The following is a 22,092-nucleotide window of genomic DNA, read 5'->3' as shown; positions in this document are numbered from 1 at the left end:
GGGGGAAGGTGTTCGCGGTGCCGGGGGCGCAGTTGCGGGAACTGTATCCGCGGCTGGGGGACTTCGGGGCGCTGGGGAAGGAGCTCGATCCGGCGGTGAAGTTCACCAACGCGTTCGTGCGCGACGTTCTCCACCCCCTTACCTGACTTCCTCCACCCCCTTTCCTAACCCCTTGTCGAAAGGCGCCGCAGCCCATAGCCTTGCGCCGCGCCGGTGCCGACGTCGTCCCGGCCTGGCCTGGAAGGGATGGGGGGCAGCTCCGGTGAAGACTCCGGCGAAGCGCACGTCACGCGACATCCGCACCGCGAACCGCTACGAGGTGCTGCGCCAGATCATCGCCGCGTCCCCCACCTCCCGGCAGGAGCTCGCCGCCGCGACCGGCTTGAGCCTCGCCACGGTCGCCACGCTCGTCGGGGAGCTGCTCGACCTCGGGATGATCACCGAGGTCGGGTTCGAGGACTCGGCGGGGGGTCGGCCGCGCGGGCTCGTGGCCGTCAACGCGTCGGGCGGCGCGCTGATCGGCGTCGACATCGCGGAGACGTACGTCCATGTCGAGCTGTTCGACCTCGCGCTGAACGTGCTGGCCCGCGCCGACGAGGACATGCGGCCCGGTGAGAGCCGCCCGGAGCAGGTGGTCAGCCATGTCGCCGCCGCCGTCGGCTCGGTGGTCGCGCAGGCCGGGATCGAGGGCGCCCGGGTGCTCGGCGTCGGGGTGAGCGTGCCGGGGCAGGTGGATCGCGACACCGGCATCTCCGAATACGCGCCCAACTGGGACTGGCACGACGTGCCCCTGCTGGATCTGCTCGCCGAGCACATCGCCTACCCCCTCTACCTGGACAACCCGCTGCGCGCCTGCGCGGTGGCCGAGCTGTGGTTCGGGGCCGCGCGGGGCCGCGGCGACGCCGTCGTGGTCAACCTCGGGACCGGGGTCGGCGCCGGGCTCGTGCTGGGCGGCGGGCTGCACCGGGGCGTCAGCAACAGCGCCGGCGAATGGGGCCACACCACCCTCGTGCTGGACGGCCGGCTGTGCCACTGCGGCAACCACGGCTGCGTGGAGACCTACGTCGGCGCGCCCGGAATCATGCAGCACCTGCGGGAGTTGAGCCCCGGCAGCACCCTGCTGCACCCCGAGGACCAGACCGCCACCATCGACGCCCTCGCCCGCGCGGTCACCGCGAACGACCCGGTCGCCGTCAAGGTCGTCCGGGACACCGCCCGTTATCTGGCCGCCGGCATCGCCGATCTGGTCAACCTGTTCAATCCCGAAGTGGTCGTGCTCAGCAGCTGGGTCGCGGCCACCCTCGGCGAACCGCTGCTCGCCGAAGTGCGCGAGGCCGTCGCCCGGCACGCGCTGCGCCGGCCGCTGGCCGCCACCGAGATCGTCCTCTCCCCGATCCCCACCGACCCGGTCTCCCTCGGCGCGGCGACGTTCGCGCTCGAAGGGGCCCTGCAGTCAGTCGGACAGAGGACCGCACGACGCACCGCCCCCGCAAGGAGCCGTACCGCACCACCTTCATGACGACGGAAGGGATGCACGTTGCGCACCAGCAGATCGATCCTCACGACAGCCGCGGCCGCACTGGCTGTCTCCGGAGCCCTGATATCCGCACCCCCCGCAGGCGCCGCCGACTCCGCCCCCGCTCAGGTCTCCCCCCATGCCGCCCAGACCATCGACAACATCGGCGCGTCGGGCGCCTGGTGGGTCAACGACCTCAAGAACTTCGACCCGGCCGTCCAGGCCCGGGTGGCGAAGCTGCTGTTCTCCTCGAAGGGCCTGGACCTGAGCAGCTACCGCTACAACATCGGCGGCGGCGGTACGGCGGTCACCACACCGTCGCGCGCCCCGGAGGACTTCCGTAACGACGACGGGACGTACGACTGGAGCAAGGACAAGGGTGGCCGTACGTTCCTGAAGTACGCCGCCGCTTACGGCGTCGAGGACCTGATCGCCTTCGTCAACAGCGCGCCCGCCGAGTGGAAGACCAACGGCAAGAGCTGCGGCGGCTATCTGAAGGCGGAGAACGAGCAGGACTTCGCGGACTACATCGCCGACGTCACCGACCACTTCGCCGCGCAGGGCGCGAAGTTCGACTACATCAGCCCCTTCAACGAGCCGACCAACAGCTTCGACAGCTGCGGCCAGGAGGGCATGCTCGTCGATGTCCCGCAGCGCGACGACATCGTGCGGGCGCTCGGCGCCGAGCAGCAGGCCCGGCACCAGAAGACCGGCATCATCGCCGACGAGTCCACCAGCACGGTGAAGTTCAACGACGAGGTCCCGCAGTGGATCTCACAGCCGGGCACGGCGCAGTACGTCGACAAGCTGGCCCACCACACGTACGACAACCCGTCCGACGCCAACCGGGCGAGGGTCTACGAGACGTCGAAGTCGGTCGGCAGGACGTCCTGGTCCACGGAGATCTGCTGCTTCGGCAAGGGCGGTACGGGCTGGGCGCAGGAGTACGACCCGACCATCGACGGCGGGCTGAACCTCTCCCGGATCATCCACAAGGACTTCGCCGTCGCGCACGACTCGGCGTTCCACTGGTGGGTCGCCCTGTCGGAGATGATCGGCACCGACCCGTACGCGAAGAACGACCAGGGCTGGAACGACGGTCTGATCTACTACGACCCGGACTACGCCACCAACGGCAACCAGACCCTGTACTTCACGAAGCGGTACTACGCGCTGGGCCAGTACAGCAAGTTCGTGAAGCCAGGTGCGGTCGCGCACAACGTCACCGGTGCGCCGAGCGGCGTCGAGGTGAGCGCGTACGACAGCAAGGGCAAGTGGGTGGTCGTGGTCAACAACCACAACGCCACGGAAACCGCCCTCGATCTGAACTTCAACAGCAGGACGCCGCTGCGGGCGAGCAAGGCCGTGCGCACCTCGGCGGACGAGAACTGGGCGAACGTGGAGAAGCCGGCGGTGAGCGGATCGACCGTTTCGGCAACGCTTCCCGCCCGTTCCATCACGACGTACGTCCTCGACCAGAAGGGCCACGGCAGTTCGGCCGTCACCGGCGCCTGGCAGGGCGAGCAGTCCGGCAAGTGCCTGACGGCGGACGCCTCCGGGGCCGCGATCGGTACGTGCACGGGCGGCGCCGAGCAGTCGTGGTCGTACGACGCGAAGGGCGGCCTGAAGGGCGCGGGCGGGTATCTGACGGCCGGGGTCTCGGGCCTCACGGCCGCCGCCGAGTTCACCGGTGACGCCGCGCAGCGCTGGCTGCTGAACGGCAATGGGCAGATCGTGAGCGAGGCGTCCGGGAAGTGCCTGGACGTCAGCGGGCAGTCGACCGCCGACGGCAGCCGGGTGATCCTCTACAGCTGCTCGGGCGGCACCAACCAGGCCTGGTTCCGGCAGTAGTTCGTTCCTTGCGAGGACCGGCGGGCCGCCCGGTGCGGGCGGCCCGCCGACTCGTCACGTTCGGCATCCCGAACGTTACGCAACGCTTCGAACAGGCTTCGTCCGACCCCTTGCCGAAGCCTTAGCCGAAGGTTAACGTCCCGCACCGCAGGCTCATTTGAGCCATCTGGCGCTGAGCCAACCGAGCTGCAGCCGTACTCGAGACAAGGACGTCAGCATGTCGGCATTCAGCAACACCAACTGGGACCGCCGATCCGTACTGCGGGCCGCCATGGGCCTGGCCGCCGCCGGCGGGCTGGCGGCCTGCGGGAGCAACAACGGGCGCGGGGGCGGGTCGGGTTCGGGTACGAACCTGGTGCAGTACTTCCACGCGTACGGCGAGGCCGGCACCGAGCAGGCCATCAAGAAGTACGCCGCGGCCTACGACAAGGCGAACGTGACCACACAGTGGATCACGGGGACGAACTTCGAGAGCAAGCTGTTCTCCGCCCTGCTCACCGACAACGCGCCGGACGTCTTCGAGTTCCACCCGCAGATCCAGCTCGTCAAGAGCGGCCAGGTGGCGGATCTGAGCGACATCATCAACCCGGTCAAGGACGACTTCAACCAGGCCGACATCGCCTCGCACACCATCGACGGGAAGATATGGGGCGTCCGTATGATCGACGACCCGCAGTTCTTCTACTACCGCAAGTCGATGCTCGAGGACGCCGGCATCGAGCCGCCGACGACGCTGGACGAGCTGGTCGAGGCGGCGGCCAAGCTCACCACCGACAAGGTCAAGGGCGTCTTCCTCGGCAACTCGGTCACCCCGGTGATGAACCCGCTGATCTGGTCGGCCGGCGCCGACACCCTCGACGACAAGAACCAGATCGCGTACCACACGGACGCGGTCGCCGAGGGCCTGACCAAGCTTCGCACGATGTTCAAGGGCGGCCACATGCTGCTCGACGCCCCCGCCGACTGGTGGGACCCGTCGGCGCTCACCCAGGGCCTGGTCGCCATGCAGTGGTGCGGCATGTGGGCGATGCCGGTGATCCAGCAGGCGCTCGGTGACGACGTCGGCATCATCCCGTTCCCGTCCTCGGCGGACGGCGGAAAGCCCGCGGTCACCAACGGTGGTTGGTCGATGTTCGTCAACGCCAAGTCGAAGCACGTCGACGAGGCGAAGGAGTACGTCAAGTGGCTCTGGATCGACCAGAAGGAGTACCAGGAGGACTGGTCGCTCTCCTACGGCTTCCACATCCCGCCGCGCACCTCGCTCGCCGAGTCCGCCGACAAGCTCAAGTCGGGTCTGGCCGCCGAGGGCGTGAAGCTCTTCAACGAGTTCGGCCACTTCGACAACCCGGCCTGGACGCAGGCCATGATCGTCGCCCTGGAGGGCGTCGTCGCCGACGCCGTCCGCAAGGGCGGTGACCCGGAGGCCGCGCTCGACAAGGCCGACAAGACGGTGAACCGCGAGCTGAAGAAGCTGTTCGGATAGGCCGGCGGACGGACCACGACATGTCGACCACCACCACGCCCGGGGTCGCCAAGAGCCCCGCCGCCGCGCAGACCCCCTCGGTCCCGCGGCGGCGCGGCATCCGCGGCCGCACCCTCAACTTCTGGCTTTTCACCGGCCCGTTCCTCATCGGGCTCGTGATCTTCGTCTACATCCCGATCGGCTGGAGCGCCTACCTCTCCTTCTTCGAGGCCCGCTTCACGGTCACGCCCAGCGAGTTCGTCGGCTTCGACAACTACAAGTACATGCTGACGAACGACAAGTTCGTCGACTCCCTTGTCACCTTCACCGTCTTCGCCGCGATCGTCGTACCCATCACCTGGGCGCTCTCGCTCGGCCTGGCGCTGCTGGTGCACCGCATCCGGTTCATGAAGGCGTTCTTCCGGTCGGTGTTCTTCCTGCCGACGGCGGTCAGCTTCGTCGCCGCCTCGCTGATCTGGAAGATGTCCATCTTCAGCGGTGTCCGCTTCGGCCTGATGAACACCGTCCTCAGCTGGTTCGGCATCGACAACATCGCCTGGCTGGCCAACCCCGACCCGCCCTGGTACTGGCTGGTCATCGTCACCGTACGCCTCTGGCTCCAGGCCGGCTTCTACATGATCCTGTTCCTGGCGGCCCTGCAGAACATCCCGAACGAGCTGTACGAGGCCGCCGCCATCGACGGCGCCAGGCGCGGCTGGCAGACCTTCCGGTACGTCACCCTGCCGCAGCTGCGGGCCACCTCGACGGCCGTGATCCTGCTGCTGCTCGTCGCCGCCTACCAGGCCTTCGACGAGTTCTTCAACCTGCTCGCCAAGACCACCTGGGGACGCCCGCCGCTGGTCGAGCTGTACTACACGGCCCTCGGCGAGAACCAGGACTACGGTGCCGGCAGCGCGGGCGCGATGATCCTGACCCTGCTCATCTGCATGGTGACCCTGCTCCAGGGCAGGATCATGGGCTTCGGAAGGGGTGAGGAGTCCAAGTGACCACCACCACGCCTACCGTCGGGAAACCGCGCAAGATCAAGCGCGGCGGTGTTCTCGGCTCCACGGGCCTGTACATCGCAACCGGTATCGCCGCCTTCCTCTTCCTGGTCCCCTTCTATCTGATCGTCCGCAATGCCCTGTCCACGGACGCGGAGATCACCGGCGAGAACTGGAAGTTCTTCCCCACCGACATCCAGTGGGGCAACTTCACCGAGCTGTTCGACGACCCGACGGTCCCCTTCGCCCAGTCCCTGTGGAACTCCACGGTTGTCGGCGTCCTGCACACCATCGGCACCCTCCTGGTGTGCTCGCTCGCCGGATACGGCCTCGCCCGCATCCCGTACAAGCACGCCAACAAGATCTTCTACGCCGTTCTGGTGACCCTGATGGTCCCGACCGCTGTCACCTTCGTCCCCAGCTTTGTGCTCGTCTCGTCACTCGGATGGGTGTCCACACTGCGCGGACTGGTCATTCCGGGGCTGTTCAGCGGTTTCACCTGCTTCCTGTTCCGGCAGTACTTCCTGGGGTTCCCCAAGGAGCTGGAGGAGGCGGCACGCGTGGACGGACTCGGCTACTGGGGCGCGTACTGGCGCATCGTCGTGCCCAACTCGCTGAACTTCTTCGCCGCCATCGCGACCATCACGTTCATCAGCGGCTGGAACGCCTTCCTGTGGCCCCTGGTCATCGGTCAGGACCAGGAGGCGTGGACGGTGCAGGTCGCACTCTCCTCGTACATGACCAACCAGACCGTGAACTTCCATCTGATCTTCATGGCCACCGCCATTTCCATCCTGCCCCTGGTGCGTGTTCCTGTTCCTGCAGCGCTGGCTGGTCCAGGGCGTCGCGCAGACCGGCATCAAGGGCTGACCTAGGAGACCGATGTCCTTCCGCACCACCACCGCCATCGACTACGTCGAGGACGTCGCACCGGGCAGCGGGGCCCTGCCGCCCCGTGCCTGGTACGCGTCCTCCGACGCGGCCTCCCTGTCCCTCAACGGCACCTGGCGCCTGCGCCTGTCGCCGACCGCCGACGCCGAGGACGACTCCTTCACCGAGCCCGGGTACGACGCCGGGGCCTGGGCGGAGGTCGCCGTCCCCGGCCACTGGGTCCTCCAGGGGCACGGCTCACCCATCTACACCAACCACCTCTACCCGTTCCCGGTGGACCCCCCGCACGTCCCCACCGAGAACCCCACCGGCGACCACCTGCGGGTCTTCGACCTCCCGGACGACTGGCCGTCGGACGGCGACGCCACCCTCCGCTTCGACGGCGTCGAGTCCTGCGCACGCGTCTGGCTCAACGGCACGGAGCTCGGCCAGTTCAAGGGCTCCCGCCTGCCGCACGAGTTCGCGGTCGGGCACCTGCTGAAGCCGGCCGGCAATGTGCTCGCCGTCCGTGTCCACCAGTGGTCGGCGGGCTCGTACCTGGAGGACCAGGACCAGTGGTGGCTGCCGGGCATCTTCCGTGACGTCACCCTGCTGCACCGCCCGGCGGGCAGTGTGCGCGACTTCTTCGTACACGCCTCCTACGACCACGTCACCGGCGAGGGCACCCTGCGCGTCGACTCCGACGTCGAGGGCCGGGTCACCGTGCCCGCCCTGGACATCGATGTCGCGACCGGCGAGTCCGTGACGGTCACGGTCGAGCCGTGGACCGCCGAGACGCCTCGGTTGTACGACGGCCACCTGGTCACGGAGGGCGAGCGCGTTCCTCTACGCATCGGGTTCCGTACGGTCGTCCTCGAGGACGGCCTGATCAAGGTCAACGGCAAGGCGATCCTCTTCAAGGGCGTCAACCGCCACGAATGGCACCCCGAAAAGGGCCGCGCCCTCGACCTGGAGACCATGCGCGAGGACGTGCTGCTGATGAAGCGGCACAACCTCAACGCCGTCCGCACCTCGCACTACCCCCCGCACCCGGCCTTCCTCGACCTGTGCGACGAGTACGGCCTGTGGGTCATCGACGAGTGCGACCTGGAGACCCACGGCTTCGTCGAGCAGTCCTGGCGGGACAACCCCGTCGACGACGACCGCTGGACCCCGGCCCTGCTGGACCGCGCGGCCCGCATGGTCGAGCGCGACAAGAACCACCCGTCCGTCGTGTTCTGGTCCCTCGGCAACGAGGCCGGCACCGGGCGCGGGCTGACCGCGATGGCCGAGTGGATCCACGGCCGGGACCCCGACCGGCTCGTGCACTACGAGGGCGACATCAACTGCCGTGACACGGACGTGTACTCACGGATGTACGCCTTTCACGACGAGGTCGAGAAGATCGGCCGCAAGCTCGACGGCGGCACCCACAAGCGCCGCGAACTCCCCTTCATCCAGTGCGAGTACGGGCACGCCATGGGCAACGGCCCCGGCGGACTCGCCGACTACCAGCGGCTGTACGAGGCGTACGACCGGCTCCAGGGCGGCTTCATCTGGGAGTGGATCGATCACGGCATCAGGCACCCCGAGCTGGGCTACGCCTACGGCGGCGACTTCGGTGAGGAGCTGCACGACGGAAACTTCGTCTGTGACGGGCTGATCTTCCCGGACCGGACGCCGTCGCCGGGTCTTGTCGAGTACAAGAAGGTCATCGAGCCGGTCGGCATCGAGGGCGACGGCGCGGACGGCACCGTACGCGTGACCAACAAGTACGACTTCGCCGATCTGTCGGCGCTCGCCTTCGAGTGGTCGTACCAGGTGGACGGCGAGACGGTCGAGGCGGGCGCGCTGTCGGTGCCGGCGTTGTCGCCGGGCGAGTCGGCCGAGGTGAAGCTGCCGGAGCCGCCGGCCGACACGCGGGGCGGCTCGGAGACCCAGTGGACGGTGCGGGCGCTGCTGGCGTCGGACACGGCGTGGGGGCCGAAGGACCACGAGATCGCGTGGGGCGAGCTCCCTGTCTCCGCCCGTCCGTCGCCCACGGTGGCCGCGACCGACCGCCCCACCGCGAGCGAGAAGCTGATCCACCTCGGACCGGCCGCCTTCGACGCCCGCACCGGCGCGCTGAAGACCATCGGCGGCGTCGATGTGAGCGCGCTGCGCCTGGATGTGTGGCGGGCGCCCACCGACAACGACGACGGGGCCGAGTGGCAGACCGACACCCGGTACGGGATGCTGTGGCGCAAGTACGGGCTGCACCGTATGCAACACCGCCTGGACGCCGTGGAGTTGGACGACGACGCGCTGACGGTACGGGCCCGGGTGGCGCCCGCCGCCTGGGAGGTGGGCCTGAGCACGGTGTACCGCTGGACCTCCGACGGGACCAGGCTGCGGCTGACCGTGTCGGTGGCGCCGGAGGGCGACTGGACGGTACCGCTGCCCCGGCTCGGCATCCGGTTCGGGCTCGCGCAGGCCGACCGGGTGAAGTGGTTCGGCGGCGGCCCCGGCGAGGCCTACCCCGACACCAAGTCAGCGTCGATGCTGGGCAGTTGGCACTCCACCGTCGACGAGCTGCAGACGCCGTACGTCCGCCCGCAGGAGAACGGCGCCCGTGCCGACGTCCGCTGGGTGGAGATCGGCGGCCTGCGCGTCGAGGGCGACCCGGAGTTCTGGTTCACCGCCCGCCGCTGGACGACCGAACAACTGGACGCCGCCCGCCACCGCACCGACCTCACGCCGGGCGACACGGTATGGGTCAACCTCGACCACGGTCAGCACGGCATCGGCTCGCAGTCGTGCGGCCCGGGCCCGCTGCCGCAGTACTTCCTGCGGGCGGAGCCGGCGGAGTTCTCGTTCGTCTTCTCGGAGGTCCGTTGAGCGGCAGCAGCAGCAACACCAGCGGCAGTATCGAGGTCCGGGGCCTGTCCCGGACCTTCCACACCACCGTGCGGCGCCCCGGTCTGACCGGGGCGCTGCGCTCCCTAGTCAACCCCGAACGGGTCGCCAAGCACGCCGTCACGGACGTCACCTTCGACGTGGCCCCCGGTGAACTCCTCGCGCTCCTCGGCCCGAACGGCGCCGGCAAGTCGACCACCATCAAGATGCTCACCGGCATCCTCACCCCGACCTCGGGCCGGGCACGGGTCGCGGGCGTGGTGCCGTACGAGGAGCGGGAGCGCAACGCCCGCAACATCGGCGCCGTGTTCGGGCAGCGCACCCAGTTGTGGTGGGACCTGCCGGTGCGCGAGTCGTTCGCGATCCTGCGGGACATCTACGAGGTGCCGAAGACCGAACACGCCGCACGGTTACGGGAGTTCGACGACCTGCTGGAGCTGTCCTCCTTCTGGGACACTCGCGTACGGCACCTCTCCCTGGGCCAGCGGGTCCGCTGCGACCTGGCGGCGGCCCTGCTGCACGACCCTCAGGTCGTCTTCCTCGACGAGCCGACCATCGGCATGGACGTGGTGGTCAAGGAGCAGGTGCGGGAGTTTCTCCGGCACCAGGTCGAGGAGCGCGGCCGTACGGTCCTGCTCACCACGCACGACATGACGGAGGTCGAGCGGCTCGCCGAGCGGGTGGTCCTGATCAACCACGGCCGTCTGGTGCTCGACGGCACGCTCGACGAGATCCGCCGAAAGTTCGGCTCCACCTGGCAGGTGCGGGCCACGCTCGCCGACATGCACACCGATGCCGTACCACTGCCGGGCATCCGGCTGCTGCGGCAGGACGGCCCTCGGCTGGTGTTCGGCCCGGACGGACCCGAGGCACCGACCGTGCACCAGGCGCTGCGGGCGATCATCGAGCGCTACGACGTGACCGACATCGCCATGGACGAGGCGGATCTGGAGGACGTGATGCGGACCGCGTACGTCCAGGCAGTGGGGGACACCTGATGGCCGTCCTGCACGCCTGGCGGGCCACCCGGGTCACGCCGCTCGGCGAGCTGCACGCCCCACCGCGCATCACCGCGGCCCTGCTCCGGCTGACGGTGCAGGTGGTGCTGGTGTGGTCCCTGTGGCGCGGGCTGTACGCGCAGACCGGCAGCACCGCCGGACTCGACCGCGACCAGGCGGTGACATACGCCGTCATGGCCGTACTCGCCCTGCGCCTTCGGGAGTTGGACCAGTACGCCGGCCGGGACACCGTGCTCCAGCACATGCACTTCGGCACGATCGTCTACTGGTACCTGCGCCCGCTGCCCCCGCAGCGCTACTACGCGCTGCGGGCGCTGGGCGAGCAGCTCTACGGTCTCGTCTGGGCACTCACGGGATACGCCGTGTGCCTGGCGGCGGGTGTCGTGGAGCCTCCCGAATCGCCCGCCGTGGCTGGCGTGTTCGCCGTCAGCATGCTGTTCGGCCAGTGGGTCCTGTACTACGTCATGCTCGTCATCGACCAGCTGTGTTTCTTCACGCTCCGCAACGGCGCCGCGATGCTCATCCTGATCTTCGCGCAGAACCTGCTGGCCGGGGTGTACGCGCCGCTGTGGTTCTTCCCGGACTGGTTCATCACGCTCAGCGGCTTCCTGCCCTTCCAGGCGACGCTGAACGTGCCGCTGTCGCTGTACGTGGGCCGGATCCCGCTGTCCGAGGCGGGAGCCGAACTCGCCGTACAGGCGGCATGGGTGGTGGCACTGGCACTGTTCACCCGGCTGGTGTGGCGGCGGGCGGCCCGGCGCGTGATCTCGCAGGGAGGCTGACAAGGTGAACGCGGTGCGTATCGTCTGGCGGATCACCCGCCTGAACTTCCGCGCGCAGCTGGAGTACCGCTCCGAGTTCCTGATGATGATCGCGATCGGCGCGGTCTGGCAGGTCTCGGTGATCGTGTTCGCGACCGTGCTGCTCACCCGGTTCACCGGGATGGGCGGCTGGGACAGCTCGGACGTGCTGCTGATTCCGGCGACGCGGATGCTGGCGCACGGGCTGTTCGTGCTCTTCCTGGGCCGGGTGCACGGTCTGGGCCGGCACATCCAGGAGGGCAGGATCGATGTGTACCTCCTGCGCCCCATGCCGGTCTACCGCCAGGTCCAGCTGGAGTTCTTCCCGACCAACGCGATCGGTGACCTGACGGTCGCGGCAGGCCTGATGTGGGGCGCTCTGGCCCGCTCCGACCTGGACTGGACGGCGGGCCGGATCGGCTACCTGATCGCCGCGGTCATCGGCGGCCTGCTCCTGGAGGCGGCCCTGTTCACGGTGGTCGCCTGCGCGTCGCTGCGCTTCCCGGCCGCCGACTACTGGGGCCGCTGGCTGGAGGAACTCCTCGGTACCTTCGGCAGCTACCCCCTCAACGTCCTCCCCCGCGCGGTCGGCGGCCTCCTCACCTACGGCCTCCCCCTCGCCTTCGTCGCCTACTTCCCCGCCGCCGTCCTGACGGGCCACGACACCAGCGTCCCCTACTGGCTGGCGGCGGCATCCCCCCTGCTGGGCGTGCTCGCGTACCTCGGCGCGAGACTCCTGTGGCTCTGGAGCCTGCGGCACTACACGGGGGTGAACGGATGACGCCGGTGTCTGTCGGCCCCGAGAATGGCCTGGACGACGTGTAGTCTCGGAGGTGTCGGCCGAGGCTGTGAAAGCGTGACACTTTCCCGGAAAGTGTCACGCTTTCGCGATACGTCACCGGCCGGAGGCCACCGTCACGAACCCAGCCCACGCCTTGGCCTCGACGGCCAGCACCGGCCCTGCAAGTTGCTTCGAGTCACGTATCAGGACAGCTGCGGGAGTTGCGGCGACTTCGACACACTCTCCGCCATCGCCGGTGCTGTAGCTGCTCTTGAACCAGGCGGCTTCTGGCACGGCCGCCTCGTGAGCCAGCCCTCCACCCATGACGGCCCGGTGCGACCTGAGGCTCGCTGTGCGCCGGCTTCCCCACCGGGCCGTCCCGTCGCTGCCGGTTTCGGCCGATCGAAGGAATGGTTCTCGGGCTCGTGGTTGTACGGCAGCACCTGTCACATCATCGCGGCGATGCTGGTCTTACCTGTCGTCCCCCTCCGCGCGGGGATGGTTCGGTCGACCGCAAGGAGAGAAACGTGACTGTTCGGTCCAAGGAATTCGGCTTCGGCATGCCGTGGGAGTCTCTTTACGGGTTCAGCCAGGCCGTGCAGGCCGGCGACACGCTCTACATCTCCGGACAGTTGTCGCACGACATGACCGGTGCCTTCGTCGGGGCGGGCGACTTCGAGCTCCAGGTGAGGACGACTCTCGACAACCTCGACCGGGTGCTGGAGCACTTCGGCGCCACCCGCGACCAGATCGTCGAGACCACCGTCCTCGTCAGGGACCTGCGGGAGCACTTCGACACGGTCGCCCGCCTGCACGCCGCGTACTGCGGCGACCACCGGCCGACCAGCACCGTCATGGGGGTCTCCGACCTTGCGCTGCCCGACCAGCTCGTCGAGATCGGCGCGGTCGTCCGCCTCGACGTGACGCACCAGTAACCTCAGTGGTCGGCGCAGCAGGGGGTGGGGTTCGGGACCTCGAACGGGATGAGGGTGCCGCCTGCCGCGGGCATCGTGGTCAGGGCCAGTTCACCGTTCAGCCATTGGGGGCGTACGTGGTCGCGGGTCACCAACCGCGTGCTCGGGTCCGGGGCGGCCGGGGTACCCAGGACCGTCACGCGGTCGATCGCCGTGCGGGAGAGTACGTCGGCGATCGTGACCGTGCCGGTGAGGGTGTCCGCGCCCGGGTACAGGACCGCGCGGCCCGTCTCGTCAGGGGCGCCGTCCGTCACCTCGTGGCCCATCCTCAACAGACCCTCCCGGGCCGCGTGCAGCGCGCGCTCCGAGTCCAGCGCGAGGGACACGGTCACGCGCGGCCGGTCGTCCCGCACCAGGTGCGTGCAGCCGAACGTGCCCTCAGGGAGGGCGAGTTCGGCCGCCAGCGTCAGGAGCAGGTGATCGGCCGCGCGCAGGTCCTGCGTCCTCGCGTCCACCGTGAGGACGTACGGCGTCACGACGGCAGGACCCACACCGGGTTGGAGTAGAACCACAGGTCCGTCCACGGGTCGGCATCGCCGACGACGTCCAGGGCCGGACCGGCCGGGTCCACGGCCGCGCCCATCGGGCCGACGGCGGTGCGGTTGCCGTCCGTGCCGCGCAGCCGGACGTAGACGGGGCGGTCGACCTGGCCGAGCTCATAGGTGAGCCGGGCGGTGCCGGTGGACTTGTTCACCTCGTACGACTTGACGACCTTGGCCGTCGGCGCGGTGAAGGTGTCCTTGTCGGCGACCTCGCCGGTGACATCGCCCCGGATGACGTCGACGCGGGCCAACTGCGGAACGAAGCCTGCCCAGTTGGGCCCGCCGGCCAGGGCCACGTCCACGGTCAGCGTGACCTTCGTGCCCTTGCGGACGTGCAGCGCGCCGCCCAGCGTGGCCCAGCGGCTGCCGCCGGACACCCGGACGTCGAGGCCGCTGATCAGCTGGCCGTGGTCGACCCAGATACGGCCCGCGCGGATGCCGTCCATGACGGCGGCGTAGGAGAAGCCGTCCGCGCCGACGTGGGTGCGGCTGTAGTAGCCGGGCCAGTAGTCGCCCTGGGTGAGGTCGATCTTGCCGCCGTAGACCGGGTCCTCGTACTTGCCGTTGGCGTTGTAGTCGCTGTTCGGGCCGCGCATCGCGGTGTCGGCGTACACCTGGTGGGAGTCGGAGTTGGCGGTGATCCACCAGGGCTTGCCCTCGGCGAGGAGGCTGTCCCACAGGCCGCCGACGGTGGACGTCATCCAGTCGAAGCCGCCCCAGGTGCGGTAGCTCTCCAGCGGGTAGCCGGCGAAGGAGTTGGCGCTGGGGTTGTTGTCGTAGATGCCGCGGGCCCGGGCCATGCCGAGCGGCGCGGGGATGCCCGCGGCCTGGTGTCCGGGTGCGCCCTCGAAGCCGACGGCTATCTGATGGCTCGCGGGGGTCGCGTCACGCCAGGCACGGATCTCGTGCGGGGAGTCGACACCGCGCCGGGCCGGGTGGTTGGCGAGCATCAGCGCGTCCTTGACCTTGCGCCGCCGCACCTGGTCGGAGAGGAAGGCGAGCCCTGCGACGGCCAGCGCCTCGTTGGCGGGCGTCGAGTCGGAGGCGCTCTTGACGCTGCCGTCGTAATCGGTTTCGAACTGCTTGAGGACGGAGACCTCGTTCTTGCCGGGGTGCACGAAGACCGTGCCGTGCTCGGCGGCCGGGATGTTCCACTCCAGGCCCTGGAAGACGAGGGTGTCCTCGTACGCGGAGCGAGCCTCCTGGATGTCCGGGTTGACCTTCTCCACACCGATCTTGGCGTGCGTGGCGTTGCCGTGGTCGGTGATGACCAACCAGTCCATGCCGTGCTTGGCGCCCTGGCGGACCTGGTCGACGACGCGGTATTTGCCGTCGTTGCTGTACTGGGTGTGGATGTGGTGGTCACCGGCCAGCCAGAGGAAACCGTTCGTGCGGCGGCCGGTGGAGGGCGCGGCGGCGGCAGCCGGGGAGCCGGAGCCCGCGAGCACGCTGCCGGCGGCCAGACCCGCGCCCAGCAGACCGGCGCGACGCAGCAACGAGCGGCGCGACTGCTGCTCGGGGTTCAGCGCCTCGTCGGGCACGGAGGTGTCGAAGGCGGCGGGGAGCGCCGCGTGCTCGGGGTCATGGTCGTGGTGGTGGTGATGCCCGGGTCCGTGACTGTGGCTGTGGCCGTGCCCCATGATGCGCCTCTCTCACTCCACCGCTGCCTTCTGCGGTGGCCGCCTCCTACGGCGCTCCTGCGCCGCGTGAGGAGAATCGAGGCGGAAGATGAACATTAAACGACCATGGGGTGTGCGGTGGGCGACGCGGGCACGGCGGCTCGCACCGTCATGCGCCGTTTCCTCAACTCACCTTGTACGTCACTCTGGTTGGACTGGAACCTGAGCACCGTTCAACTCTCTTTCGCCTCCCCGACCGGAGACACCCCCCATGAGAAAACTCCTCGGCGCCCTCGCCGTCGGCGCCCTCGCCCTCACCGGCCTCACCGCGACCACCATCCCCGCCCAGGCGGCCACCACCGGCACCTTCAACGTCCTGACGTACAACATCGCGGGCCTGCCCCTGGGCCTCGGAGACAGCGACCCGGAGACCAACACCCCGCTGATCGGGCAGCGGCTCGGCGGGTACGACATCGTCAACGTCCAGGAGGACTTCAACTACCACGCGTCGCTGTACGCCAACGACAACCACCCGTACCGCACGTCGACCAGCGGCGGCGCGGGGTTCGGCGACGGCCTGAACACCCTCTCCGACCATTCCTTCGAGGACTTCGAGCGGGTCGACTGGGACGACTGCACGGGCACGGACTGCCTGACCCCGAAGGGCTTCACCCTCGCCCGCGTCCGCCTCACCGAGGGCGTCTTCGTGGACCTCTACAACGTCCACACCAACGCCGACGTGACGGACGCGGCCCTCGCCGCCCGCCGCGCCAACATCGAGCAGCTGTCGGACTTCATCCAGGCCAACTCGGCGGGTAACGCCGTGATCGTCATGGGCGACACCAACACGCGGTACACGCGAGCGGGCGACAACATCCGCACACTCGTCAGCGAGAACAACCTCAAGGACCCGTGGGTCGACCTTGTCAAGGGCGGTACGCCGCCGGCACAGGGCAGTGACGCGCTGGTCTGCGACGCGGCCGCCCCCGCCAACAACTGCGAGGTGGTCGACAAGGTCCTCTACCGCGGCAGCGACCTCGTCACCCTCGACGCCACGCGTTACAACAACGAGTGGGCGTCCTTCCTCCGCTCCGACGGCGAGCACCTCTCCGACCACTTCCCGCACACCGTCGGCTTCTCGTACACCGTCAACCCGTCCCTGAAGGCGAGCGACTTCTTCGGCGGCCCGCACGGCACGGCGTTCAACGACGCGGACGACCTGCCGGCGACCCCGTCACCCCGCACACTGACCCTGCGCGGCGGCGCCCGCCTGGACGCGGTGTCGCTGACGCACGACGGCGGTACGACGCTGAGCCACGGCGGTATGGGCGGTACGGCGACGTCGCTGACCCTGGCTTCCGGCGAGCACCTCACGTCGGTGAAGTTGACGCAAGGTCAGAAGGACGGCTGTACAAGGATCTTCTCGGCGACTTTCACGACGGACAAGGGCCGCAGCCTGTCGTCCGGTACGGCGACGTCCGACACCAAGACCTTCACTGCGCCGTCCGGTTGGCAGATCGTCGGGTTCACGGGGCGTGCGGGCGACGAGATCGACAAGCTGGCGTTGCTGTACGCACCGATCGGCTGAGACGAATCCTGGGCCTACGGCGGCCCGAACGCCGTAGGCCCAGGCGCTCCTCACTCACTCCGCAGCACCTCTGCGATCGTCAGCCGCCCCGCCCTCCGCGCTGGGACGAACGCCCCCAGCACCGCGATCGCGAGACCCGCGAGGGCCAGGCCGGCCAGGTACGGGACCTGCCAGACGTCCGTCATGTAGGAGGGCAGGGTGATGTCCACGGCGTCCGCCATCCGTGGGACGATCAGCTGATGGCCTGCCATGCCCAGCGGAACACCGAGGAGGGATCCGAACGCGCCGAGCACCGCCATCGACGTCACCGTCATCACGGTGACCTGCCTCGGTGTCATGCCGATGGACTTCAGCATGCCCAAGTCCCGTCGGCGGTCACGGGTGTTGAGGACGACCGTGTTGAAGACGCCGAGGGAGGCGACCACCGCCAGCATCAGCGTGAGCGCCGTCGCGGAGCCGATGATGGTCTGCGTGACGGTGTTGGCGCCCTGGGGTGTCGGGTTGATCCCGGCATCGGCGGCCCTGGCCGAGCGGGCGTAGGCGGCCGGGTCGGCTCCCTCGCGGAGCTTGACGTGGTAGGCGATGGGCTTGTCGCGCGGGGCCAGGAGCGTGAAGGTCGACCAGTCGGTGACGACCAACCGGGCGTCGCTGTCCATGAACTCCCCTACGACAAGCACCCTTTCACCCCGGTCGCCCTTCTCCAGGCGGAGCTGATCGCCGACCCGCAGGCCGTTCTGGCGCAGGAACGCCGATGCGGCCACGATCTCGCCGCTGCTCCGCACCCATCGGCCGTCGGTGAGCACGCTGTCCAGCTGGGGCCGGTCACCCCGACGGCCCTCGAGCATCACCTTGTGCACGGAGCCCGCCATGCGCGTGTCGACGTCGCCCCGGGCGGTGACCTCGTCGGCGCCGGGCAACTCCCGTAGCAGTGACTGGAGTTCGAGGTCGCTGTGTTCCGGCTGGACCTCCTTGCCGTCCCGGAAATCGCTCGCGTACACCGTGACCTGGTAGGCGTCACGGCCCGCGTTCCCGAACCGGTTCATCGTCGTCGCCAGTCCGGTCGCGAACGTCACCGTGGTCACCCCCAGGACCACGGCTGCGAGGGTGAGAGTACTGCGCCCAGGCCGGGCGAACGGCAAGCCCACGCCCAGGCTCACCGAGCGCGGCAGCCTGCTGCTCGCCAGCCGGCGCTGGATGGCCAGGGCCCGCCCGGCGCGTGGCGCGCTGCCCGCGCTGATCGCCCATGCCGCGGACATCCGGTGCGCGCGTACCGCGGGGGCGAGCGCAGCGAGGACGCACACGCCCGGCATGCCGATCAGGGTGACAGCGTTCACCCAGGCCGAGACGGAGACGCTGCCGTGGAGCACCCCCGCGTCGGGCCCCATGAACACGAACTCGAAGAAGGGGCGCGCCAGCAGATTGCCGAGGGCGGTACCGAACGCACAGCCGAGGACCGCAGGGACGGAGATCATCATGAGGTAGACGGCGACCACCTGCCCCGGTGTGAAGCCGATGGCCTTGAGCACGCCGATGTGCCGGAAGCCGGAGATCACCGCGCCGCTGACCACGTTGGCGATGATGAGCACCGCCACCGCGATGCCGAGGATGCCGAAGGCCATCAGGTACGGGGTGTAGGCCCGGGCCGAGCTGCTCACCTGGTCCTTGAGGGTGTGGTACGACCGTGAGGCGGTCAGTGCGTCGGCCGGGAGCCCGTCGGTCACCGTGCCCAGCTGCGTGCGCAGCCGGTCCTCCGAGGAGGCGTCCGGGAAGCGGAACAGCATCTGGGTGGCGGTCGGGTGCAGGGCGCCGATCTGGGCGGGGGCGACCCAGGCGTCCGCGGTCCGGCTCAGGTCGAAGGCGAATCCGACGATGGTGAGGGCCGGGCCCGAGGGCATCCGGAGCTGCTTGCCCAGGTCGTCCGGAAGCCAGTTCGCATCCCGGTTGAGGACGATTTCGCCGGGCCGGGTGGCCCAGCGGCCCGCCCACAGGTCCAGCCGGTCCACCGGGCCTCGGGGGTCGGCACGGCCCACGACCGTGATCTCGTTGCCGAGGCCGTAGTTGTTCGCGGGCCCGCTCGCCAGCTCGACCGTGGCCTGGGCGAAGGGCCCGGCGGCTGCCACACCGGGCCCTTGGGCCGCCTTCGCCAACTGCGCGTCGGAGACCTTGGCCGGGTCGAAGGCGGCGACGACATGCGGGCCGCGCTGCTTGCCGAAGGCCTTGTCGAAGGGGGCGGAGGCCGCGTCGACCAGGCCGAGCGCCACCACCATGGCCGTCGTCGAGGTCAGCGTCACCAGCGCGATGACGAGCGTCTGGAGCCTGCGCCGCCGTACCGCCGCGCGCGCGGCCCGCCACACGGCCCTCATGCGGACGGCTCCAGGGTGTGTTCGCCGATGACCCGGCCGTCGGCGAGCTCGACCAGGCGGCTGGCGCAGCGCCGGGCGAGGTGCTCGTCGTGGGTGACCAGGATCAGCGTCTGGCCGATCTGGTTGAGGTCGAGCAGCAGGTCCATCACCTGCTCGCCGGAGCGGCTGTCCAGGGCGCCGGTCGGCTCGTCGGCCAGCAGCAGGGCGGGGCGGTTCATCAACGCCCTTGCCACGGCGACGCGTTGCCGCTCGCCGCCGCTGAGCACCGCCGGGTAGGCGTTGCGACGGTCGGCGATGCCGAGTTCGTCGAAGAGCTCCAGCGCGCGACGACGGGCCTGACGGGCGGGGGAGCCGGTGAGCTGTGCGGCCAGGGCGACATTGTCCAAGGCCGACAGGTCGTCGATCAGGTTGAAGAACTGGAAGATCATGCCGATACGGCGCCGCCGGTACAGGGCGAGCCCCTTCTCGCTCAACTCCCCCACGTTCTCTCCGTGCACGACGACCGTGCCGCCCGTCGGACGGTCCAGCCCGGCGATCATGTTGAGCAGGGTCGACTTTCCGCACCCCGAAGGCCCCATCACCGCGACGGCCTCCCCCGCCCGAATCTCCAGTGACACCCCGTCCAACGCTGTCGTCTCGCCGTATTCCTTGCGCAGACCGTCGAGCCGTACGACGGCCTCTCCCCTGCTGATCTCAGTGACCATGCACAGGACGCTAAAGGCGGGACCGGAGCCGGAACATCCCTCCCCGGATGGCTCCTTGGCCCACCCTCATCCTGGAGATGCAGTCCCCTGCATCCACAGGCCGATGCGGATCCGGTGATCGTCTGCCAGGGTGAACACCGTGTGGGAGTGGGAATCGGACGGCCTGAGGGCGGCATTGGGGGTGGCGTGTGCGGCCGTGTTGTGCCTGACGGTGGCGCTGGTGCGGACGCGGCGCCGCTGGCAGGCGGCCGTGGGGGAACGCGGCTGGCTGCTCGAGCGGGAGCGGGAGAGCGCGGCCCGCGCCGCGATCGCGGCGGAGCGCGACCGTATCGCCCGAGAGCTGCACGACATCGTGAGCCACAACGTCAGCCTCATGGTGGTGCAGGCCGGCGCCGCCCGCGAGGTGCTGGGCACGATGCCGGACGAGGCCGCGACGGCCCTGCGGGCGGTCGAGGACGCGGGACGGGGCGCGATGACGGATCTACGGCATCTGCTGGGGCTGTTGGCGCCGTCGCAGAGCGGCGAGGACGCGGAGGAAGAGGATGGTGAGGGTGCTGGTGTCGGCGCCGCACCGGATCTCTCACCCCAGCCCGGCCTCGACCGCCTCAGCGCGCTCGTCGATCGGATCTCGTTCGCCGGGCTGCCGGTCGAGGTGCGGATCTCCGGCGAGCCCCGCCCCCTCCCGCAGGGCATCAGCGTGACGGCGTACCGGATCGTCCAGGAAGCGCTGACCAACGCGCTCAGGCACGGCGACGGCGGCAAGGCCGAGGTCACCGTGCGGTACGCGGACCACGCGCTGCGGGTGGAGGTGCTGAACACCGGCCCGAGCGTGCTGACCGGCGGTGCGCCGACGCAGACGGCCGCACGGCACCGGGAGGGCACGGGTCGCGGGCTGCTGGGGCTGCGGGAGCGGGTCGCGGTGTACGGCGGAGACCTGGACGCCCGCCGCCGCCTCGGCGGAGGCTACCGGGTCCGGGCACGGATCCCCCTGGACCGACCGTGACGGCGCCCACGACGGAACGGCCACCGCGCGTCCTCATCGTCGACGACCAGACGCTGATCCGTACCGGCTTCCGGCTGATCCTGACCGCGCGCGGCATCGAGGTGGTGGGAGAGGCGGCCGACGGAGCGGAGGCGGTGTCGCTGGCCCGTGAACTCGCCCCGGACGTCGTCCTGATGGACATCCGTATGCCGACCATGGACGGCCTGGAGGCCACGAGCCGCATCCTGCAGCACGCCCCGGACTGCCGGGTGCTGATGCTGACCACCTTCGACCTGGACCGCTACGTGTACACGGCCCTGTCGATCGGAGCCAGCGGCTTCCTGCTGAAGGACGTCACCCCGGAGCACCTGGCGGCAGCGGTACGCCTGGTGAACACGGGCGACGCCCTGCTGGCCCCCTCCATCACCCGCCGCCTGGTCGAACGCTTCGCCTCGACCACCACCGCCCACCCACCTGCCGTACCCGCCGATCTGACCTCCCTGACCCCCCGCGAACTGGAGGTCCTGACCCTCCTGGGCCGCGGCCTGTCCAACACCGAGCTGGCCGCCCACCTCACCCTGAGCGAAGCCACGGTGAAGTCACACGTGGCCCGCATCTTCGCCAAGCTGACACTGCGCGATCGTGCGCAGGCCGTTGTGCTGGCGTACGAGACGGGGCTGGTGAAGCCAGGGAACTCGGAGCCGTAGACGGTGTGGAAGGGCGAAAACAGCGGTACGAACGAGGAGTCGGAGACGATTCCATAGACTGGAAACTTCACGGTCGTCACGTGCCGCCCCGGGGGGAGGGATCGCGCCTTGAGCCAACAGCAGCTGGGACGCGGTCCCATGCGAACCACCGGCCGTCCGGACCCCACACCGCCCGGCGGACCGGACGGCGGCGGTTCGCCACCGGCGCGTTTCGTCGGCTGGCTCGGCAGCCTCGGCTGCGCGGCCGCCGGGTACGCGGTGTTCCAGTTCCTGTTCCAGGTGCTGCCCTCCTCCCTCGACGGCGAGCCCGCCAAGTACCTCATCGCCGGCATCAGCGGGCTCGGCACGGGCGTGGCCGCCTGGCTGGCGGCGGCTCTGCTGCGGGCGCGGGCGCGGTCGGCCGCCACGCCGCCGG

Annotated in this window: 18 protein-coding genes and 2 pseudogenes; 15 read left to right on the top strand and 5 right to left on the bottom strand. The window is 69.6% G+C overall.

Translation table 11 applies throughout. From position 1 onward, the window contains the following. Positions 1-8 precede the first annotated feature (8 nt). The 10 genes and pseudogenes from ACTWQJ_RS20455 to ACTWQJ_RS20410 all read left to right on the top strand — a co-directional run bounded on the left by ACTWQJ_RS20455 (position 9) and on the right by ACTWQJ_RS20410 (position 12,198). The gene (locus tag ACTWQJ_RS20455; RefSeq protein ID WP_443308066.1) at positions 9-146 is read left to right on the top strand and encodes a hypothetical protein; all 138 of its coding nucleotides are present in this window, start codon (positions 9-11) and stop codon (positions 144-146) included. A 116-nt stretch (positions 147-262) separates the two neighbouring features. Beyond that, positions 263-1,519: an ROK family transcriptional regulator gene (locus ACTWQJ_RS20450; RefSeq protein ID WP_443308065.1), complete on the top strand. Its 1,257-nt coding sequence runs from the start codon at positions 263-265 to the stop codon at positions 1,517-1,519. Positions 1,520-1,537: 18 nt separating this feature from the next. After that, a complete protein-coding gene (locus tag ACTWQJ_RS20445; protein WP_443308064.1) occupies positions 1,538-3,367 on the top strand; it encodes a glycoside hydrolase in 1,830 nt (609 codons plus the stop codon). Positions 3,368-3,584: 217 nt separating this feature from the next. Then, a complete protein-coding gene (locus tag ACTWQJ_RS20440) occupies positions 3,585-4,850 on the top strand; it encodes an ABC transporter substrate-binding protein (protein WP_443308063.1) in 1,266 nt (421 codons plus the stop codon). 20 nt (positions 4,851-4,870) lie between these two features. Then, a complete protein-coding gene (locus ACTWQJ_RS20435) occupies positions 4,871-5,836 on the top strand; it encodes a carbohydrate ABC transporter permease (RefSeq protein ID WP_443308062.1) in 966 nt (321 codons plus the stop codon). Next, positions 5,833-6,703: pseudogene (locus ACTWQJ_RS20430) on the top strand (carbohydrate ABC transporter permease). Before ACTWQJ_RS20435 ends, ACTWQJ_RS20430 begins: the two are co-directional and overlap by 4 nt. Before the next feature lie 12 nt (positions 6,704-6,715). Next, on the top strand, positions 6,716-9,580 hold the full coding sequence (locus tag ACTWQJ_RS20425; protein WP_443308061.1) for a glycoside hydrolase family 2 TIM barrel-domain containing protein: 2,865 nt from the start codon (positions 6,716-6,718) through the stop codon (positions 9,578-9,580). Beyond that, the gene (locus ACTWQJ_RS20420; RefSeq protein WP_443308060.1) at positions 9,577-10,596 is read left to right on the top strand and encodes an ABC transporter ATP-binding protein; all 1,020 of its coding nucleotides are present in this window, start codon (positions 9,577-9,579) and stop codon (positions 10,594-10,596) included. The genes ACTWQJ_RS20425 and ACTWQJ_RS20420 overlap by 4 nt, the downstream gene beginning before the upstream one ends. Further along, positions 10,596-11,399, top strand: a complete 804-nt coding sequence (locus tag ACTWQJ_RS20415; protein WP_443308059.1) for an ABC transporter permease — start codon at positions 10,596-10,598, stop codon at positions 11,397-11,399. The genes ACTWQJ_RS20420 and ACTWQJ_RS20415 overlap by 1 nt, the downstream gene beginning before the upstream one ends. Positions 11,400-11,403: 4 nt before the next feature. Continuing rightward, entirely contained in the window at positions 11,404-12,198 is a 795-nt protein-coding gene (locus ACTWQJ_RS20410) for an ABC transporter permease (RefSeq protein WP_443308058.1), read from the top strand. Between the two features lie 114 nt (positions 12,199-12,312). On the opposite strand, the gene ACTWQJ_RS20405 is transcribed toward ACTWQJ_RS20410, so the two are convergent. Next, positions 12,313-12,522, bottom strand: coding sequence for a DUF397 domain-containing protein (locus ACTWQJ_RS20405; RefSeq protein ID WP_443308057.1), 210 nt, complete (start codon positions 12,520-12,522; stop codon positions 12,313-12,315). Positions 12,523-12,725: 203 nt separating this feature from the next. Here ACTWQJ_RS20405 and ACTWQJ_RS20400 point away from each other — a divergent pair, with 203 nt between their 5' ends. Then, complete coding sequence (locus tag ACTWQJ_RS20400) at positions 12,726-13,133, top strand: RidA family protein (protein WP_443308056.1); 408 nt, start codon at positions 12,726-12,728, stop codon at positions 13,131-13,133. A gap of 2 nt (positions 13,134-13,135) precedes the next feature. Here ACTWQJ_RS20400 and ACTWQJ_RS20395 read toward each other — a convergent pair whose 3' ends face one another. Together ACTWQJ_RS20395 and ACTWQJ_RS20390 are read right to left on the bottom strand one after the other, a co-directional pair. Next, a complete protein-coding gene (locus ACTWQJ_RS20395; protein ID WP_443308055.1) occupies positions 13,136-13,648 on the bottom strand; it encodes a hypothetical protein in 513 nt (170 codons plus the stop codon). Continuing rightward, complete coding sequence (locus ACTWQJ_RS20390; RefSeq protein ID WP_443308054.1) at positions 13,645-15,354, bottom strand: PHP domain-containing protein; 1,710 nt, start codon at positions 15,352-15,354, stop codon at positions 13,645-13,647. The genes ACTWQJ_RS20395 and ACTWQJ_RS20390 overlap by 4 nt, the downstream gene beginning before the upstream one ends. Positions 15,355-15,604: 250 nt before the next feature. On the opposite strand from ACTWQJ_RS20390, the gene ACTWQJ_RS20385 reads away from it, so the two are divergent. Beyond that, positions 15,605-16,921 carry a jacalin-like lectin gene (locus ACTWQJ_RS20385; RefSeq protein WP_443308053.1) on the top strand — a complete coding sequence of 439 codons (1,317 nt, stop codon included), beginning with the start codon at positions 15,605-15,607 and terminating at the stop codon, positions 16,919-16,921. A gap of 50 nt (positions 16,922-16,971) precedes the next feature. Here ACTWQJ_RS20385 and ACTWQJ_RS20380 read toward each other — a convergent pair whose 3' ends face one another. Further along, the gene (locus ACTWQJ_RS20380) at positions 16,972-19,284 is read right to left on the bottom strand and encodes an ABC transporter permease (protein ID WP_443308052.1); all 2,313 of its coding nucleotides are present in this window, start codon (positions 19,282-19,284) and stop codon (positions 16,972-16,974) included. Continuing rightward, positions 19,281-19,988 carry an ABC transporter ATP-binding protein gene (locus ACTWQJ_RS20375; RefSeq protein ID WP_443308051.1) on the bottom strand — a complete coding sequence of 236 codons (708 nt, stop codon included), beginning with the start codon at positions 19,986-19,988 and terminating at the stop codon, positions 19,281-19,283. Before ACTWQJ_RS20375 ends, ACTWQJ_RS20380 begins: the two co-directional genes overlap by 4 nt. A 130-nt stretch (positions 19,989-20,118) precedes the next feature. On the opposite strand from ACTWQJ_RS20375, the gene ACTWQJ_RS20370 reads away from it, so the two are divergent. The 3 genes and pseudogenes from ACTWQJ_RS20370 to ACTWQJ_RS20360 form a co-directional block, all read left to right on the top strand. Continuing rightward, entirely contained in the window at positions 20,119-20,991 is an 873-nt protein-coding gene (locus ACTWQJ_RS20370) for a sensor histidine kinase (protein ID WP_443308050.1), read from the top strand. Continuing rightward, the gene (locus tag ACTWQJ_RS20365; protein WP_443308049.1) at positions 20,988-21,677 is read left to right on the top strand and encodes a response regulator; all 690 of its coding nucleotides are present in this window, start codon (positions 20,988-20,990) and stop codon (positions 21,675-21,677) included. Before ACTWQJ_RS20370 ends, ACTWQJ_RS20365 begins: the two co-directional genes overlap by 4 nt. Positions 21,678-21,815: 138 nt before the next feature. Further along, positions 21,816-22,092, top strand: a pseudogene (locus ACTWQJ_RS20360) (hypothetical protein); the annotation flags it as partial.

Source organism: Streptomyces sp. KR55 (assembly GCF_052245645.1).
Classification (GTDB): Bacteria; Actinomycetota; Actinomycetes; order Streptomycetales; family Streptomycetaceae; genus Streptomyces; species Streptomyces flavusporus.
Note: the sequence above shows the minus strand (reverse complement) of the source record. Positions and strands in the feature narration are given on the sequence as shown.

What these genes read in the sequence shown, in the direction of transcription:
- ACTWQJ_RS20440 (WP_443308063.1), top strand. Translation starts at nt 3,585, where the DNA reads ATGTCGGCATTCAGCAACACCAACTGGGACCGCCGATCCGTACTGCGG.
- ACTWQJ_RS20435 (WP_443308062.1), top strand. Translation starts at nt 4,871, where the DNA reads ATGTCGACCACCACCACGCCCGGGGTCGCCAAGAGCCCCGCCGCCGCG.
- ACTWQJ_RS20425 (WP_443308061.1), top strand. Translation starts at nt 6,716, where the DNA reads ATGTCCTTCCGCACCACCACCGCCATCGACTACGTCGAGGACGTCGCA.
- ACTWQJ_RS20415 (WP_443308059.1), top strand. Translation starts at nt 10,596, where the DNA reads ATGGCCGTCCTGCACGCCTGGCGGGCCACCCGGGTCACGCCGCTCGGC.
- ACTWQJ_RS20405 (WP_443308057.1), bottom strand. Translation starts at nt 12,522, where the DNA reads ATGGGTGGAGGGCTGGCTCACGAGGCGGCCGTGCCAGAAGCCGCCTGG.
- ACTWQJ_RS20390 (WP_443308054.1), bottom strand. Translation starts at nt 15,354, where the DNA reads ATGGGGCACGGCCACAGCCACAGTCACGGACCCGGGCATCACCACCAC.
- ACTWQJ_RS20385 (WP_443308053.1), top strand. Translation starts at nt 15,605, where the DNA reads ATGAGAAAACTCCTCGGCGCCCTCGCCGTCGGCGCCCTCGCCCTCACC.
- ACTWQJ_RS20380 (WP_443308052.1), bottom strand. Translation starts at nt 19,284, where the DNA reads ATGAGGGCCGTGTGGCGGGCCGCGCGCGCGGCGGTACGGCGGCGCAGG.
- ACTWQJ_RS20375 (WP_443308051.1), bottom strand. Translation starts at nt 19,988, where the DNA reads ATGGTCACTGAGATCAGCAGGGGAGAGGCCGTCGTACGGCTCGACGGT.